The 15103-nt window shown below is 52.7% G+C and carries 10 protein-coding genes and 2 pseudogenes; 7 read left to right on the top strand and 5 right to left on the bottom strand.

The window, feature by feature from the left end; genetic code table 11:
- Positions 1 to 91 precede the first annotated feature (91 nt).
- The 4 genes and pseudogenes from ACFPVS_RS08510 to ACFPVS_RS08495 form a co-directional block, all read left to right on the top strand.
- Positions 92 to 796, top strand: a pseudogene (locus ACFPVS_RS08510) (YheT family hydrolase); the annotation flags it as partial.
- A gap of 189 nt (positions 797 to 985) precedes the next feature.
- A complete protein-coding gene (locus ACFPVS_RS08505; protein WP_123804100.1) occupies positions 986 to 1591 on the top strand; it encodes a trimeric intracellular cation channel family protein in 606 nt (201 codons plus the stop codon).
- A 65-nt stretch (positions 1592 to 1656) separates the two neighbouring features.
- Positions 1657 to 2439, top strand: coding sequence for an indole-3-glycerol phosphate synthase TrpC (gene trpC / locus ACFPVS_RS08500; RefSeq protein WP_123804101.1), 783 nt, complete (start codon positions 1657 to 1659; stop codon positions 2437 to 2439).
- 66 nt (positions 2440 to 2505) lie between these two features.
- Positions 2506 to 2807, top strand: a pseudogene (locus ACFPVS_RS08495) (monooxygenase).
- Positions 2808 to 2853: 46 nt separating this feature from the next.
- Here ACFPVS_RS08495 and murJ read toward each other — a convergent pair.
- Positions 2854 to 4392, bottom strand: coding sequence for a murein biosynthesis integral membrane protein MurJ (gene murJ / locus ACFPVS_RS08490; protein WP_378595643.1), 1539 nt, complete (start codon positions 4390 to 4392; stop codon positions 2854 to 2856).
- Positions 4393 to 4682: 290 nt separating this feature from the next.
- On the opposite strand from murJ, the gene ACFPVS_RS08485 reads away from it, so the two are divergent.
- Entirely contained in the window at positions 4683 to 5390 is a 708-nt protein-coding gene (locus tag ACFPVS_RS08485; protein WP_123804103.1) for a thiol:disulfide interchange protein DsbA/DsbL, read from the top strand.
- Positions 5391 to 5524: 134 nt separating this feature from the next.
- On the opposite strand, the gene ACFPVS_RS08480 is transcribed toward ACFPVS_RS08485, so the two are convergent.
- From ACFPVS_RS08480 to amgK, 4 genes are all read right to left on the bottom strand, one after another.
- A complete protein-coding gene (locus ACFPVS_RS08480; RefSeq protein WP_378595642.1) occupies positions 5525 to 5749 on the bottom strand; it encodes a hypothetical protein in 225 nt (74 codons plus the stop codon).
- Between the two features lie 318 nt (positions 5750 to 6067).
- Positions 6068 to 9169, bottom strand: a complete 3102-nt coding sequence (locus tag ACFPVS_RS08475; protein WP_378595641.1) for an efflux RND transporter permease subunit — start codon at positions 9167 to 9169, stop codon at positions 6068 to 6070.
- 141 nt (positions 9170 to 9310) lie between these two features.
- A complete protein-coding gene (locus ACFPVS_RS08470) occupies positions 9311 to 10282 on the bottom strand; it encodes a glycosyltransferase (RefSeq protein ID WP_378595640.1) in 972 nt (323 codons plus the stop codon).
- Between the two features lie 186 nt (positions 10283 to 10468).
- Positions 10469 to 11473: an N-acetylmuramate/N-acetylglucosamine kinase AmgK gene (amgK, locus tag ACFPVS_RS08465; protein ID WP_123804107.1), complete on the bottom strand. Its 1005-nt coding sequence runs from the start codon at positions 11471 to 11473 to the stop codon at positions 10469 to 10471.
- Positions 11474 to 11543: 70 nt separating this feature from the next.
- Here amgK and ACFPVS_RS08460 point away from each other — a divergent pair, with 70 nt between their 5' ends.
- Both ACFPVS_RS08460 and ACFPVS_RS08455 read left to right on the top strand, forming a co-directional pair.
- Positions 11544 to 14021, top strand: coding sequence for an LPS-assembly protein LptD (locus ACFPVS_RS08460; RefSeq protein ID WP_123804108.1), 2478 nt, complete (start codon positions 11544 to 11546; stop codon positions 14019 to 14021).
- A complete protein-coding gene (locus ACFPVS_RS08455; RefSeq protein ID WP_378595639.1) occupies positions 14018 to 14932 on the top strand; it encodes a foldase protein PrsA in 915 nt (304 codons plus the stop codon). Before ACFPVS_RS08460 ends, ACFPVS_RS08455 begins: the two co-directional genes overlap by 4 nt.
- The last annotated feature ends 171 nt before the right edge of the window (positions 14933 to 15103 follow it).

Raw genomic sequence — 15103 nt, 5'->3', positions numbered from 1 at the left:
TTTCTACTCAAATTTCCCCTTATTTTTTGTTTTATTTGGATTTTTTTCCGTTTATGGTATTTATTGTCCCATGACAAAACTAACACCACCCCACAGCGTGGTGGCGCATTTTCGGGGTTGCGGCGGCATCGGCAACACCGCGCCGGTGTTTTACCACTCGGGCGATTCGGCGGAAATTGGGTTTGTATTAAACACGTTGGCGCAACGCTATGCCACGGTTTACGCCGTCGGTGTGTCGCTGGGCGGCAATGCCCTGGTAAAATATTTGGGCGAACAAGGCCTTGAGGCGTTGCCCAAAGCCGCGGCTGCCGTTTCCGCCCCCTTGGATTTGGCCGCCGCCGGTACCCGCTTCGACAAAGGCATGGCCCGCCTGCTCTACACGCGCTATTTCCTTGATTCGCTGGTTCCCAAAGCCGAAGCGTTTACACAGTTTCAGACGGCCTCACCGTTAAAAAGCTGCAAAACACTGGGGGATTTCGACGATTTGTTCACCGCCCCGCTACACGGCTTCACCGACCGCATCGATTACTACCGCCGAAGCTCGTGCAAGCCCTACCTGAAATCGGTACACACGCCGCTGCTGATGCTCAATGCCGTTAACGACCCTTTTCTGCCGCCGGAAGTATTGCCTACCGCCGCCGATGTATCCGACAGCGTGACCCTGCTGCAACCGCCCCACGGCGGCCATGTCGGGTTTGTGAGTAAAGATGAAGGCCGTCTGAATATCCGATGGCTGCCGCACACTTTGTTGCAGTATTTTTCGCAATTTGAAGCAAAATATAGTGAATTGAAATAAAAAGAGACAAGGCGGCAACGCGCACGGTGTAGCACATAAGCACGTTGGCAACGCAGTATATTTTGTGTTTTATTCACGATAAAAAGGCTGCAGGCCGTCTCAAACCCCAACCTTTCAGACGGGCCCGCCCCATTCCCACCGCTTCATGCTATCATCTCGCTTCATACACTTTGATGCATAACCTGACCCATGACCGCCACCGACGTCATCCACATTATCGGCACCATTGCCTTTGCCCTTTCCGGCTATCTGGTGGGCGCACGCAAACGGCTGGACATGCTTGGCGTGTGGATTTGCGCGCTGCTCACCGCCATCGGCGGCGGCCTGATTCGCGATGCCTTGGTCGGGCACATGCCGCTGGTGTTTACCGAATACGGCGCACTGACGATTACCGCGCTGACCGTGCTGGCGGCGTGGCTGTTTAAAGTGCAAAACAACCAAGGCCGCGTGTTGGCCGAAGCCTTCGTCTGGGCGGACTCGCTCGGGCTGGTGGCCTTCACCATCACCGGCGCGCAAGTCGGGCTGATGTATGATTTAAACGTTTTCGGCGTGGTCATGCTCGGCTTCATTACCGCCGTCGGCGGCGGCGTGGTGCGCGATGTGCTGGTGAACGACATTCCGATGATTATGCGGCAGGATTTCTACGGCACCGTCGCCGTAATCGTCGCGCTGGCCGTGTTCCTGCTCGACCGCCGGAACTGGGTCAACCCGCTAACGCTCAATATCCTGCTGATTGGCGGCTATGTGCTGCGGATGTGGGCATATAAAACCCGCCTGACACTGCCGAAACTGTAAGGCCGTCTGAATCCTTGTCCCGATAAAACCCCAACCGATTTCCCACACTTTCCCGAAAGTCAACCATGACCGACATTCTGAATAAAATTCTGGCCACCAAAGCCGGAGAAGTCGCTGCGCAAAAAGCCGCTGTTTCTTTAGAAGAGATGAAAACCCGAGCCCGCGCCGCCGAGCCGGTGCGCGGTTTTGCCGATGCGCTGCATGCCAAACACGCGCAAAACCTGCCGGGCATTATTGCCGAAGTGAAAAAAGCCAGTCCGAGCAAAGGCTTGATCCGCGCCGATTTCAACCCCGTCGACATCGCCAAAGCTTACGAAGCGGCCGGTGCGGCGTGTTTGTCGGTGTTGACCGACGAGCCGTATTTCCAAGGCTCGCCCGAATATTTGAAACAGGCGCGCGCGGCGGTAAATTTGCCGGTATTGCGCAAAGATTTCATTATCGATGAATACCAAATTTACCAAGCCCGCGCATGGGGTGCCGATGCCATTTTGCTGATTGCCGCCGCGTTGGCAGCCGAACAATTGGAACATTTCGAACAAGTGGCACATGATTTGGGCATGTCGGTATTGCTCGAATTACACGACGCATCCGAACTGGAAAAATGCCGTAACATGACCACCCCGCTGTGGGGCGTGAACAACCGCAACCTGCGTACTTTCCACGTCGATTTGCAGCAAACGCTGGATTTATTGCCCGTTTTAAGCGGTAAAACCGTCATCACCGAAAGCGGCATCCGCAACAAAAACGACGTCGATTTCATGCGCAGCCACGGCGTGCACACATTCCTTATCGGCGAAACCTTTATGCGTGCCGATGATATTGAAGCGGAAGTGAAGAAGTTGTTTTGATTATGAACACAGGCCGTCTGAAAGTTTTTCAGACGGCCTTTGCCATACTTATCTAAAGGACAAAAAATGTTTATCTTACAAGTCGATTTCCCCTATCAAGGCCCATGGGGCGAAGAGATGGCCGCCGGAATGAAAACGCCGGCCGAATCCATCGCCCAAGAGCCGGGTTTGATTTGGAAATTTTGACGGAAAACCAAACCGCGCAAGAAGCCGGCGGCATTTATTATTTTGCCACCGAGCAAGATGCACACCATTATCTGGCCATGCACACCGCACGTTTGAAAAGCTTCGGGGTGCCCCATGTGAACGGTAAGATTTTGCCGTCAACACCGATTTATCGAAAATCGACAATGCACCTTTGTAAATAAACATGCCGTCTGAAAGTTTCAGACGGCATGTTTCTATTTTAAACCCCTAACTTTCCGAACGCTTAAAATCACGCGGACGGAAACCGAGCAACCCCAAGGTCAGGAAATACAGGCCGCCGCCAATTGCCAGCAACACGCACAATTGCAGCACTTTCTGCAGGCCGCCGACACCGACCCAGGCAAACGGCAAATAGGTTTGCGCCGCCCACAAGCCGCCGCCCATCACCGCCAGCGCCAGCAGCATTTTGCCGAGAAACGCGCCCCAGCCCGCGCCGGGTTGGTAAATGCCGTGTTTGCGCAGCAGGTAAAACAGCAAACCGGCATTCAGACATGCGCCCAAGCCGATGGCGAGCGCAAGGCCGGTGTGTTTGAGCGGGCCGACAAAAGCCAAGTTCATCAACTGCGTACACACCAGCGTGAAAATGGCGATTTTCACCGGCGTTTTGATGTTTTGACGCGCGTAGAAACCGGGCGCCAGCACTTTAATCATAATCAGACCGATCAGGCCGAAGGAATAGGCAATCAGCGCGTGTTGCGTCATTTGCGCGTCAAACAGGGTAAATTCGCGGTACATAAACAGCGTCGCCACCAATGGGAACGACAACACCGCCAAGCCCACCGCCGCCGGCAAAGTCAGCAGCATGCATAATCTCAAACCCCAGTCGAGCAGTCCGGAAAAGGCTTGGCTGTCTTGGCCGGCGGCATGTTTGGATAAAGTCGGCAGCAAAATCGTGCCCAAAGCCGCGCCGAGCACACCGGTCGGCAGTTCCATCAGGCGGTCGGCGTAATACATCCACGACACGCTGCCCGATTGCAAAAACGAAGCGAAAATGGTGTTAATCACCAAGGAAATCTGCGCCACACTCACACCGAGAATGGCCGGCGCCATCTGTTTCATCACGCGTGTCACGGCAGGATTGCTAAAACTGAGCTTCGGCAGCTTCAAAAAGCCGAGTTTCGCCAGCCAAGGCAATTGGAACACCAACTGCAAAATGCCGCCGACAAACACCGCCCATGCCAAAGCCATCACCGGCGGGTCGGAATACGGGGCGAAAAACAGCGCAAACACGATAAAGGAAATGTTCAGCAAAGTCGGCGTAAAGGCCGGGATGCTGAATTTGTGGTAGGAATTGAGAATCGAGCTGACAAAAGACGACAGCGAAATCAACAAGATATAAGGAAAAGTAATCCGCAGCAAATCAATCGACAACTGAAATTTATCTGGATTTTTGGCAAAACCGGGCGCGGAAACATAAATCACCCACGGCGCGGCCAAAATACCGATGGCGGTCACCACCACCAACACAAAGCTCAACATGCCGGCCACATGGCGCACAAATTCGCGCGTGGCCTCTTCCGATTTGGTCTGCTTGTATTCCGCCAAAATCGGTACAAATGCCTGTGCAAACGCACCTTCGGCAAATATCCGCCGCAACAGGTTGGGCAGCTTGAACGCCACAAAAAACGCGTCCGTTGCCACGCCCGCACCAAACGCGCGGGCAATAATCGTGTCGCGCACAAAGCCGAGAATGCGCGACACCATGGTCAGGCCGCCGACTTTGGCCAAAGTACCTAATAAATTCATAATCGTTTCATCAGTTTGAAAATTAACATAAAAGGCCGTCTGAAACAGCATTCGACCGTCATTTTAAAGAATCGTTTCCGCTCAGCTGAACTTTTCAGACGGCCTTGAGAAAAACCGTTTATTGTACGACAGCACAAACTGTTTCAGCTATGTTTTCCGACCAATGGTCAGGCCGTCTGAACGATTTCGCCATTGTTTCCCACGATGAAACCGTCTTTTTCACGCCAACCCATTCATGCGCTGCCGAAAATGCTTTAAAATCACGTTTGTCTTTTACAGGAAGTAACATCATGAACTTGAAAAAAATCACCCTCACCACATTAACGGCTCTGGCCTTGGCAGCTTGCGGCGGCCAAGCCGAAACCAGCGTACCTGCCGAAGGCACGGCGCAAAACACCGCTTCCGCACCGGCACCGGCCGCCCCCGTCGGCTTGGTAGAAGGCCAAAACTACACCGTATTGGCCAATCCGATTCCGCAATTGCAAGCCGGCAAAATCGAAGTGGTCGAATTCTTCGGCTATTTCTGCCCGCATTGCGTCAACTTGGAACCGGTGTTGAGCGAACACGCGAAATCGTTCAAAGACGATACCTACCTGCGCAAGGAACACGTCGTTTGGGGGCCTGAAATGAAACCGTTTGCACGCTTGGCCGCAGCGGTGCAGATCGCCGGCGAAAAAGCCGCCGATATGCCGATTTTCAACGCCGTCATCAATGAAAAAATCAATCTGGCCGATGCAGAATTGGTGAAAACATGGCTGTCTGCGCAAACCGTGTTTGACGGCAAAAAAGTCCTAGCCGCGTTCCAATCGCCCGAAAGCCAAGCCCGCGCCGACAAAATGGAAGAGCTGGCCAATACCTTCCAAATCAGCAGCACGCCGGTGGTGATTGTCGGCGGCAAATACCAAGTGCAGTTTAAAGATTGGCAATCGGGCATGAACACCGTTGATTTGCTGGTGGACAAAGTTCGTGAAGAACAAAAAGCCGCGCCTGCGCAATAAGGTTTTTTAATGAGAAAGGCCGTCTGAAAGCAACCACTTTCAGACGGCCTTTTATTCTATGTAATCGATTCAACCATTGGTTTCAGTCAAACACAACTTACTAAAGCAGCCTCTTAATTTGAAAAAATCTTTATTCAAATGTTCAGAAATCCGATTATCACACTCAACACCGAAGCAGCCGTCAATGGCCACAACAGCCAGCGCTTCTGCCTACTGCTCCGCCACATTTGGTCTGCATTGGTCGCTACAAAAAACAGCCATAAAAAACCCAACAGAATATTCAACACCACTGCGGCTACGACGGTCGCCGCCATCTTAGGCGGCAGGCCGAAGCTTAAAAGCACAACAAATTGAATCAAAAATGTCGAAAGTACAGCGTATCGTGCGCGGAAATTAACCGCATGCGGATTGCAATAAAGGCCTCGTTTAATGATTTGGTATTGCAGCGTGAGAATCAGAGCATAAACGGCTAGGCCGACCAAGAATACTGCAACGCGTATATTCCACTAAAATCCACTCATACTCCTTCCGGCTGTTAAGCATACAATATGCATTTAGTACTCACAACAAGATACCGCCTGCCGTCTGAAAAGGTTTGATTTTTCAAACGGTATGGCTTACTGACAAAAGTAGAGCGCTTCAAACCTCGTGGACAAATTTCCCACGCGATGCTTTTTTCAGACGGCCTCCCGCCTTTTCTGTATCCAAGCCCGAATCCACACAAAAAAGATCGGCACAAACAGCAAGCCCAAAACCGTTGAAAACACCATGCCGCCCAATACCGCCGTGCCGATCGCCACGCGGCTGCCCGCGCCTGCGCCGGTACCGAGCGCCAGCGGAATCACGCCGAAACCGAAAGCGAGCGATGTCATCATAATCGGGCGCAGACGCAGTCGGGCGGCTTCGGTGGCGGCCTGCCAAATGTTTTTGCCCTGTTCTTGCAGTTGCACTGCGAATTCCACAATCAGAATGGCGTTTTTCGCCGCCAATCCTATGGTGGTGAGCAGGCCGACTTGGAAAAATACATCGTTCGCCAAACCGCGTGCCGATGTAAACAATAATGCCCCCAACACGCCCAACACCGCCGAGAGCATGACGGCAAACGGCACGCTCCAGCTTTCGTACAACGCCGCCAAGCATAAAAACACAAACAACACCGACAAGGCATACAGCAGCGGCGCGAGCGCGCCGGCGCGTTTTTCCTGCAAAGATGCGCCCGTCCATTCGATGTTGTAGCCGTGCGGCAATTGTTTGATCACTTCCTCCACCGCCGCCATGGCATCGCCCGAACTCACGCCCTCGCCAGCCGAAGCCTGCATTTCCATTGCCAAGCTGCCGCTGAAACGGATGAGCTGCGGCGGTGCGACATTCCAACGCACGCTGCTGAAGGCAGAGAGCGGAATCATTTCGCCGTTTTGGTTGCGCACTTTCCATTCGCCGATGTTTTGCGGCTGCATACGGAACGGCGCATCGGCTTGCAGATACACGCGTTTGACGCGGCCGTTGCGGATAAAGTCGTTGACGTATGTGCCGCCCAAAGCGTTGGTTAGCACCGCATTGATGTCATTCAAATTAATGCTGTAGGCCAAGGCTTTACGGTCGTCTACATCGACCACTACCTGACTGCGCGGGTCTTGGTTGTTGATGCGCACGCTGCGTAAGCGGGCATCTTGTGCGGCCAGCGAGGTGAATTGTTCGGCAGCAGCCACCAGTTGGCCGTAGCCTTGGCCGTTGCTGTCTTTAATCACGAAATTCAAACCGCCCGCCGAACCCAAACCACGCACCACCGGCGGCAAATTGACGAAAATCCTGGCGTTTTTGCGCTGACGGAACAGGCGCGTGGCGCGTTGTTCCAATGCCTGTGCACTTTGGCCGGCGCTGCGTTCTACCCACGGTTTCAGGCGCACGGTAAGCAAACCGAAACCCTGGTTACCGCGTATGCCGGTGAGTGCCATCACATTGGCGACTTCGGGCTGTTGTTGAAAAAAAGCTTCCAAATCGTCCAAGGTTTCGCGCAAACGCGCATCCGTCGACCCCGAAGGCATGGTCACGCTGACTTGCAGATAGCCTTGGTCTTCTTCGGGCAAAAACGATGTCGGCAAGAAATGGAATAAAGCGGCGCAAGCGGCGATGATGGCGAGAAAACCGGCAAACATCCACTTGCCGTGCTTGAAGGTGCCGCCCACCCATGCGGCGTAGCGTTGCGATAATCGCTCGAAATTGCGGTTGAACCAGGCAAAAGGCCGTCTGAACAGGCTGCCACTCGGTTTGTCGTGTGCTTTGGGTTTAAGAAACTGGGCGCACATGGCCGGCGAAAGCGTCAAAGCCACCAACACGGAAAAGCCCATCGCCGCAATCAGCGTGACGGCAAACTGGCGGTAAATCACGCCGGTGGTACCGGGGAAAAATGCCATCGGCACAAACACCGCCGACAACACCATGCCCACGCCCACCAGCGCGGAAGAAATCTCTTTCATCGATTTTTCGGTAGCGGTTTTGGCATCCAGACCTTCATCGTGCATCACGCGCTCGACGTTTTCCACCACCACGATGGCATCGTCCACCAGCAAACCGATGGCCAACACCAGTGCAAACATGGTCAGCATGTTAATCGAGTAACCCAAAGCCGCCAAAATGCCCAGCGTGCCCATCAGCACCACCGGCACGGCAATCGCAGGAATCAGGGTAGCACGCCAGCTTTGTAGAAACACAAACATCACCAGCACCACCAACACAACCGCTTCAATCAGCGTTTTCATCACTTCTTTTAACGACGCTTTCACAAACGGTACGCTGTCTTGGCTGGTTTGCGCCTTAATGCCGTAAGGGAAATCCGGCTCCAGCTCGCGGATTTTCGCTTCCACCGCCGCAGCCGTATCCAAAGCATTGGCGCCGTCTGAAAGCACAATGCCCAGCGCACCGCCGTTTTTGCCGTTAAACCGCGTTTGCACATCGGCACTTTCCGCGCCCAATTCCACCCGCGCCACGTCTTTAATTGTTACCACCGCACCGCTCGGCGCACTTTTCAGCACCACATTTTCAAATTGTTCCACCGTTTGCAGCTTGCTGCGCGCCTGAATCGGCGCGTTCAACATTTGCCCGTCAACAGAGGGCAACTGACCCAGCTGACCGGCCGAAACCTGCGTATTCTGACTCTCCAGAGCCGCACGCACATCAGAAGGCATCAGCTGGAATTGCTCCAATTTATTTGGATCCAGCCAAATGCGCATGGCGTAGCTGCTGCCGTAAAGCTGCACTTCGGCCACGCCGTCGATGCGTCCCAGCACATCCACCACATTACTCGCCAGATAATCGGTTATCGCCACGCGCGGCACGTTCGGGTCATCGGTATAAAACATCCACGACACCAAATTATCCTGCCCGCCGCGCGTCACCGACACGCCGCGGCTGCGCACCGCTTCAGGCAGGCGCGACATCACCTGTTGCAAAGCATTTTGCACCTGAACCTGCGCCACATCGATGTCGGTGCCCGGCTCGAAGGTAATCGTTGTGCGCGACTGACCCGACGAATCGGCAGTTGAGGTCATGTACATCAACCCGTCCAAACCGGTCAGCTGCTGCTCGATCACCTGCGACACGGAATCATTGACCGTCTCCGCCGACGCACCGGTATAACGCGCCACCACAGAAACCTGCGGCGGCGCAATATCGGGATACTGCTCCAGCGGTAATGCCAAAATCGACAGCGCACCGGCCAGCGTAATAAAAATCGACAGCACCCACGCAAACACGGGGCGGCGGATAAAAAAGTGAGCCATAAGCTGATGAGAAATTGATATATTATTTTTCAAACGGCCTGATTGTGAACAATTTACCTGACTTAAGCAAGGCCTCCAATGTAAAAAGGCCGTCTGAAAATCCCACTCGGATTTTTAGACGGCCTTTTGGTAAAGACCGAGCTATCTTGCCATGACTTTACTGGCGGCCAATGCCTGTAATGCGGCTTTACTGCGGAATAATGCGCACAAAACACGCGTGCGCATACGCCGGTTAAACCGACTCGGATACCCTTTTAACTGGTAATCGTAGCCCACATCCTGTAAACGACGGAACATTTCCGATGCCGAAATACGGTTTTTCAGCATCGATGCAATGTAAATGAATTGGAAAGAGTCACGGATTTCCAATAAGCGCTTGCTGACTTCCGGCTGCTTATCCGCCTTCATAATGCGGGTGTATTCTTTAACCGATAAGCCAATGTCGTCGAGATATTTCTGGGTTTGCTCCGCCGTGCGTTTTTTGCGCATCACGGAATCGGGATTGTCCACATAAAGATAAACTTTTTGATGAGTCGCCGCCACTTTTTTACAGGCCAGCATGTATTCCAATAAAAAGACTCCGTCTTCCAAATAAGCCATGCCCGGGATAAAACGCAATTTTAATGACTCGATTAAATCTCGACGATAGATATATGACCAAACCGCCGACATAAACGACAATTCATTCATGTATTTGGCTAAGTCCATCACTGTGACACTATCGCCTAATTGGAATTTTTCTTCGACATCAAACTGAAGCAAATCAGCGGCCTGCGTATCCATGATTTCTAAGAAACGGCCCAGCTCTTGAGGGTTCAATTGATCGTCGTGATCCATAAACATCACAAATTCGCCGCCGGCTTTTTCCAAAGCCAAATTACGCGCCCGGCTGACTCCGCCGTTGGGCGTATCAATCAAATGGTGTTGCAGGTAAGGATGCTCCGCAAACAATGCTTGTAACTGCACCAGCGTGTCATCGCGGGAACCATCGTTAATCACGATGAATTCAACATTGCCCAAAGCCTGATGGATGTTTAAGAAATTTTCACCCAGACCGGCAATGAACTTACCGCCATTATAAACAGGAACAATTAAAGAAAGTTTTGTCGTCATTTTCAGTTGTGCATGAAGGTTAAAATATTAATCGGCTGTATGGTAAGCGAAAATCCTCAAACAGCCGAATTCCGCTGTCTTAAAGGTTGACTGACCTATCCAACGGTAGCCGCAAACGGCCCCGTTGGCTTAGAGTGTAAAACTGCCGTTTAATTCCCTGCTTGGCGGCGTTTGACCTAAATTTGGTTAAAACGTAAAACCCGTTTCCAATTCTTCGTCGCCGACCAACTCAACCAACAGTGCGTACAATGGCGCCAAATCGACATAACGGCGGCTGGCACGACGCAGATAATTCAGGAAACGCGGGATTTCAGGACGGTATTTGTCTTTGCCGTCGCGGTGGTAGAGACGGGCGAAAATGCCGGCGACTTTCAGATGGCGTTGTACGCCCATCCATTCGAACCAGCGGTAGAATTCGTCAAAATCGGCCGGTACGGGCAAACCGGCGGCGCGGGCTTTTTCCCAATAGCGGATCACCAAATCCAACACAAATTCTTCTTCCCATTCGATAAACGCATCGCGCAGCAGTGACACCAAATCATAAGAAATCGGACCATACAGCGCATCTTGAAAATCCAATACGCCCGGGCGTCCGGATTGCAGCATCAGGTTGCGCACAATGAAATCCCGGTGCACATACACCTGCGGTTGCGCCAACAGCGGCGGCAGCAAGGTATCGACCACTTGCTGCCACAATTGACGCTGCTTGAAATTGAATTCCTTGCCCAACTCTTTGGCAACAAACCATTCTGGAAACAAATTAATCTCGCGCAGCAATACTTCGCGATCATACGGGGGCAACTGGTCGGGCTGACTGGCTTTTTGCAGCACAATCAATTCGTCGATTGCTTCAAGCAGCAAGGCTTTGTGGGCGGATTCCGACGTTTCCTGCGTCATGGCGGTTAAAAACGTGGTGTTACCCAAATCGTTCAACACCATAAAGCCCAACGCTTCATCAACCTGCAAAACCTGCGGCACATTGAGCATGTCGAACAATTTCTGCACCTTCAAATACGGCGTCACACTCATTTTTTCCGGCGGCGCGTCCATACACACCACCGTGCGGCCGTCTGAAAAAGTGGCGCGGAAATAGCGGCGGAAATCGGCATCGGCCGCGGCAAAGCCCAACTCGAAAGATTCATTCGGATAAACGGTTTTCAACCAATTTTGTAATTCAATTTGTCGTTGCATAGCAGTTTCTTGGATTTTCAGGTTAAAATAAACGCTATTCTAACTGGCAAAACCGATTTAAGGTGTAACTTTGGCTCGTTTATTTTCACTCAAACCTTTGGTCATCGCATTAAGCGTCGGCTTCAGCACGGCGGCGGCAGCACAGACCGGTGGCGCGTTTGCTGCGGATGCGGCCGATTATGTGCCGATTGAAACCGCCCAAGATACGGCCAACCCCCTTGCCTCAGCCGAACACAACGTTGCCGGAAATGCTCAAAAGACCCGGGCCGACGACAATAGGCCGTCTGAAAAAGCGGATGAATTGTCTTTGGGCAGCACCTGTCTGTTTTGCACCAAAGAAACCTTGGCCGGCCACGCCAAAGCGCAACAAGACGAAACTGCTGTCAAACGTAGCGGCGAAGAGTCTCTGCCCACCGATTACACCCGCGTGACCGCCGATTACGTCGAAGGCCGAACCAATGTGCAGGTGCAGGCCAAAGGCGGGGTGATTATCGAGCGCAATGATGAAGTTCTCAACGCCGACTGGGCACATTACGATCAAGCCAGCAACAGCGTGACCGCCGGCGATCAGTTTGTGCTGTATCAAAACGGTTCAGTCGTCAGCGGCGGCCAAATCAATTACAACTTGGATTCCGGTGCAGGCGTGACTGAAAACGTGCGCATGGCAACCGAACGCGATGGCCGCCGCCTGCAAAGTGTCAGCGAAAAAGCCGAAATGCTCAGCAAAGCACGTTACAAACTCATCAACACCAAATTCAATACCTGCGCCCCCGGCGATGCCAGCTGGTACATCAAGGCCAAAAGCATTGATGCCAACCAAGAAACCGGCATCGGTGTCGCCAAAAGCGCCTCGCTGGTGTTCGGCGGCGTGCCCGTTTTGTATACGCCCTGGGCAGATTTCCCACTCAACGGCAACCGCAAAAGCGGCTTGTTAGTGCCAAATATTTCTACCGGTTCAGACGGCCTTGAACTCTCGCTGCCTTACTACTTAAACCTGGCACCGAATTTAGATGCCACCGTGACACCGGGCATTATCTCCAGTCGCGGTGTGCGTTTGGGCGGGCAGGTGCGCTATCTCGAGCCGAAATACCACGGTCAAATCGAGGGCACTTGGATGCCCGACGACAAAAAAAGCGAACACAACAACCGCTACCAATTCAAGTGGAACCACAACCATCAATTTACCGCCAAACTCAGCGGCGGCGTAGATTTCAACAGCGTATCGGATAACGACTACTACCGCGACTTCTACGGCCGCAACGATATAGCCGACAACGTCAATCTCAACCGCCAAGTTTGGTTAAACTACCATGACACCTATTGGGGCGGTAATTTTGACGGCTCGCTGATGGCGCAAAAATACCAAACCTTGGCCAACGAATACGGCTACAAAGACGAACCTTACGCCATCATGCCCCGCTTGTCCGGCCGCTGGCAGCGCAGCCTCGACAATATGCAATTCGATGTATTCGGCCAGTTCACCCGCTTCAAGCATGACGACAAACAAAGCGGCAACCGTTTCGTATTCCACCCAAGCGTAAAATGGGATTTCCACAACAATTGGGGCTATGTGCGCCCCAAAGTCGGCGCACACGCCACTTATTATGATTTAGACAGCTTCAACGGCAGCAGCCGGCGCCATTTCAGCCGTTTCCTGCCGATGGTCAGCGTCGACAGCGGCATGACGTTTGAACGCCACACGAATTTTTTGGGCAGCGAATACCTGCAAACGCTGGAGCCGCGCCTGTTTTACAACTACATTCCGACCAAATCGCAAACCGACTGGCCGAACTTAGACACTTCGGAAAACAGCTTCACCTACGAACAATTGTTCCGTGAAAACCTGTTTTCGGGCAACGACCGCATTAATGCGTCCAACAGTTTGTCGACCGCCGTGCAGAGCCGTATTCTCAACCCGAAAACCGGTGCCGAATTGTTCCGCGCCGGTATCGGTCAGAAATTCTATTTCAAAACCGACACCGTCTTACTCGACGGCAGCGTGAGCCAATACGAACGCAACCGTTCCGACTGGGTGGCGTTTGCCCACGGCAACGTCACCGACAGCGTACGCTTTGATTTCGACATCCACTACAATCAAAACCAAAACCGCGCCGAGAGCTATGCCGCAGGTATCCGCTACAACCCGGAACCGGGCAAAGTATTGAGCGCACGTTACAAATACAACCGCAACACCCGCATCTACCTGCAAGACGACGGCCAATATTTGTACGACAAATTAAGCCAAATCGATTTGGCCGCCCAATGGCCGCTGCGCAAAAACCTGTATGCCGTTGCCCGCTACAACTATGAAATCACCGTGAAAAAACCGCTGGAAATGCTGGCCGGTGTCGAATACAAAAGCGATTGCGGCTGCTGGAGTGCCAGCGTGGTGGCACAACGCTACGTCACCGGTGAAAACAGCAAGAAAAACGCCGTTTTCTTCAACTTACAGCTGAAAGATTTGAGCAACGTCGGTCAAAATCCGTTTGAACAACTCCGCTTAGCCATTCCGGGCTACAGCAAAACCAACGAGGTAGTAAACCCATGAATGTGAAACCCTTAATGCTGGCCGTGGTATTCGGTCTGAGCCTGAATGCCGTGCATGCCGCCGATGTCAAAGCGTCCGACAGCATCGCCGCCGTGGTGGACAACGACATCATTACCCAGCGCCAGGTCAACGAAGCACTGGCCGCTGCACGCCGCAACCTGCCTAAAGGCACGCAAGTCACCGATGCCGAACTGCGCCAGCAAGTCGTGGCGCAAATGGTGAACCAATCTTTGATCGTGCAAGCCGGCAAACGCCGCAATATTCAAGCCAGTGAAGCCGAAATCGATGCCGTGATTGCGCAAAATCCGGCCTTGAAAAACGCCAACAACCGTGTGCGCCGTGAAATCGGCGACAGCATCATTGTCGAAAAAGTACGCCAGCAAGCCATTATGGAAAACAGCCGCGTCAGCGACAGCGAAGTCACCAGCTTCATCAACCGCGCGCAGCAGCAAGGTGTTGCTCTGCCCGAAGGCGAACCATTGCGCCAATACAATGCACAACACATTCTGATTAAAGCCGATTCCGACAACGCAGCAGCCGCAGCCGAAAGTACCATCCGCAAAATCTATACCCAAGCCCGCAGCGGTGCGGATTTCGCCGGTTTGGCACGCCAATACTCGCAAGACGGCAGCGCGGCCAACGGCGGTGACTTGGGCTGGTTTTCAGACGGCATGATGGTGACGCCGTTTGAAGATGCCGTGCACAAACTCAAACCCGGCCAAGTCAGCGCACCGGTGCGTACCCAGTTCGGCTGGCACATCATCAAGCTGAACGACATCCGTGAATCGGGTACGCCGGAAGAGCGCCAACGAAATGCCGTACGCCAATTCATTTCGCAACAAAAAGCCCAACAAGCCACCACCAATTTGCTGCGTGAATTACACTCGAGCTCATTTGTGGATATCCGCTAAGCGCTTCAATTTTGCTTCAATCATCAAGGCCGTCTGAAAAAAATATTTCAGACGGCCTTGATGATTTTTTGATGGTTTGCAGCATTATCCTGCCACGTTTACAAAGTATTCATTAAAATGGATAATAAAACATTCACCAATCAAAATTCAAACCGCCCGAAGCGGCTTCAT

The organism is Neisseria weixii, assembly GCF_042658245.1.
GTDB lineage: Bacteria > Pseudomonadota > Gammaproteobacteria > Burkholderiales > Neisseriaceae > Neisseria > Neisseria weixii.
This window is presented reverse-complemented; position numbering and strand designations above follow the sequence as displayed.

What these genes read in the sequence shown, in the direction of transcription:
- murJ (WP_378595643.1), bottom strand. Translation starts at nt 4,392, where the DNA reads ATGAATTTATTAGGTACTTTGGCCAAAGTCGGCGGCCTGACCATGGTG.
- amgK (WP_123804107.1), bottom strand. Translation starts at nt 11,473, where the DNA reads ATGCAACGACAAATTGAATTACAAAATTGGTTGAAAACCGTTTATCCG.
- ACFPVS_RS08505 (WP_123804100.1), top strand. Translation starts at nt 986, where the DNA reads ATGACCGCCACCGACGTCATCCACATTATCGGCACCATTGCCTTTGCC.
- ACFPVS_RS08475 (WP_378595641.1), bottom strand. Translation starts at nt 9,169, where the DNA reads ATGGCTCACTTTTTTATCCGCCGCCCCGTGTTTGCGTGGGTGCTGTCG.
- ACFPVS_RS08455 (WP_378595639.1), top strand. Translation starts at nt 14,018, where the DNA reads ATGAATGTGAAACCCTTAATGCTGGCCGTGGTATTCGGTCTGAGCCTG.
- trpC (WP_123804101.1), top strand. Translation starts at nt 1,657, where the DNA reads ATGACCGACATTCTGAATAAAATTCTGGCCACCAAAGCCGGAGAAGTC.
- ACFPVS_RS08470 (WP_378595640.1), bottom strand. Translation starts at nt 10,282, where the DNA reads ATGACGACAAAACTTTCTTTAATTGTTCCTGTTTATAATGGCGGTAAG.
- ACFPVS_RS08485 (WP_123804103.1), top strand. Translation starts at nt 4,683, where the DNA reads ATGAACTTGAAAAAAATCACCCTCACCACATTAACGGCTCTGGCCTTG.